General features: G+C 60.4%; 2 protein-coding genes. One reads left to right on the top strand and one right to left on the bottom strand.

Annotated elements, in window-relative coordinates; all coding sequences use genetic code 11:
* Nucleotides 1–196: 196 nt before the first annotated feature.
* Nucleotides 197–502 (top strand): alkylphosphonate utilization protein, encoded by a 306-nt coding sequence (locus tag L3X40_RS21630; RefSeq protein WP_237367395.1) that lies wholly within the window; start codon nt 197–199, stop codon nt 500–502.
* Nucleotides 503–881: 379 nt separating this feature from the next.
* Here the strand turns inward: L3X40_RS21630 and L3X40_RS21625 are convergent, their stop codons facing one another.
* Complete coding sequence (locus tag L3X40_RS21625; RefSeq protein WP_237367394.1) at nt 882–2,039, bottom strand: tetratricopeptide repeat protein; 1,158 nt, start codon at nt 2,037–2,039, stop codon at nt 882–884.
* Nucleotides 2,040–2,218: the final 179 nt, after the last annotated feature.

Below are 2,218 nucleotides of genomic sequence, written 5' to 3'. Positions count from 1 at the left end.
CCTGCCGACCTAGCATTGTTCATCTCCTCAAAGAGGCGTGAATCAATGAGGTGGATTACAGTTCCGGGTGACTAGTTATGCAAGCGGAAGGGGGACAGCGCTGACATAGCTGTCGTTCAACGACCCGACCCCCTTGCGCTGCAGCTTCCGTTCGTTCACCTGCAGCGTGACGGACATCAACTGGGCGGAGCAAGCCATGAGTGACGACGATTATGTCTATGATGAGGAATCGGGTGAATGGATGAGCGCGACCGACCTGGCCGAACGCCGGGCGGCGGCGGGCCGGGTTGAAGTGCGCGATTCGGTCGGTAATCTGCTCGCCGATGGTGACCAGGTGACCCTCATCAAAGACCTTGATGTAAAGGGCGCAGGGCAGACGCTGAAACGCGGCACGCTGATCAAATCCATCCGCTTGACCGGCGACGCCCAGGAAATTGACTGCCGTTTTGATACCATCAAGGGCTTGGTACTGCGCGCGGAATTTGTGCGGAAGCGCAACTGAGCGGGGAGGCCGCATAAAGCCTCGATCCATGGCAGGTTACGAAGCGTGACCGGCCCCTCGCCGTTGCAGATGGAAACGACCGGCTCTAGTCGCATAGCCTCCGGTCCGGAGGAAATTGACGTCGTGTCTACAGCCACCGACAGAGCGGTTATTCGCGGTGAAGTTTTTTCGGTCTAAAACCTGCCAGCTGTTCATATTCACGTTGCAGGAGCCATGACATTCTCATGGTTCCTGAAATCGAGTCTAATGTTCGCTTGCGGATTAGCATTGATGGGCCTCTCGTGGGCGCGGTTCACAGCCTTCAGGAAAAAGAAGGCCAGCTCCGGGCACTCACAGGTGGTTCGCCGGGTCAATCGCTACGACCGCAGTTTGCTTTTGCTTACGCCGCATGCCGCTGCTTGCGCAGGTTTTCCGCACGGACGCCAAGGCGCTGGGCCCAGGGGCTGTGCGGTTTGTGCGCCAGTCGTTCGGCAGCAAAGGATTGCGCCAGATCTGCCATACCCTCACGCAGAGCGGCATGCAGCGCGGTAAGCGAGAGGATGTCTCGCTGTGCATGGCTGCCGCCGAATCGCTGAGCGACACCGCGAACTGCCGCGATCTTCTCGGCGCATTCGCCATATCGACCGGCGTCGAAATCGATCAATGCCTCTGCAAGCGGTAATCCCACGGAGCGGGTCATGAACCCGTTGTCACCCGGCTCGCCTGCTACCCGGCGCATCGTTCGCAGCGTTCGGTCCACGCTATCCAAGCGCCCCGCGCCAAGAAACGCCATGACCGCGTGAAGGTCGTTAAAGGCATAGATGCCATCCGCTGCTGCTCGTTCCCAGCAATCGGCAAGACTGGCGAAGCGATCGCCCGTGTCGATGTCTTCAATCCTGAGCCGCCAGAGCAGCGCCGATGCATCGATCCATTCGAGCAAGACTTGCGCATGCGGATCGGGACGCACTTGCTCGTCGTAGTACCTCAAGACCTCGGGTACATCACCCCGATCGAGGTGGAGCAGCGCGAGGTGCCACCAGTTGTGATAGGCGAAACCGCTTTCCGGCGCCCACGACTGAGCATTATCGGCGAGCCATGGAATTCCCTGGTCAAGGTCGCCGCGCATTTCGTGAACGTGCGCCACGGCATGCACGGCCCATCCATCGCGCGGATCGATTTCCGCTGCTTCGCGGCCATATTGTTCGGCGCGGCCATAGTCGCCGCACTCCTCAAGCCCAAACGCGGCCATTCCGAGCACGTAACTGCGACCATCGTCCCCAGGGCCGAACGCGCGCAATATCTGCAACGGCCAATCACGAAGCTCATGCTGCGTGCCGAGCAAGAAGCATCCCACATGGGCATATTGGAGCGCCAACAAGTCACGGGGGTTTTCGCGGGCAAGAAACCCGAGCCGCGCGGTGCCCTTGTGGAAACAGCCTTCGTTCCACTCCTGCGCCGCCTGCAAATGCGTTCGATCACGGTCGTTGAGATTGGCTGCCAGCCCCGCGCGTATGCTGCGGGCCGCTTCATCTGCGTAGGCCTTGTCCGTCTGCTGCACCAGCAGGCCGGCACGGGCTGCCCAGGCGCCGCCAAACTCCGGGTCCTCGGCAAGCGATGCATCGAGTGCCGCGATCGGGTCGCCTCGATAGACGCGTATCAGGTCTAGTCACCTGAATCCGAAGTTCGCTTCATTGTTTTCTGGCAGAAGCGTTTGACGGCGGCGAGGATCTCGTCGGC

The sequence above is a fragment of the Rhizorhapis sp. SPR117 genome (genome assembly GCF_021742065.1).
Note: the sequence above shows the minus strand (reverse complement) of the source record. Positions and strands in the feature narration are given on the sequence as shown.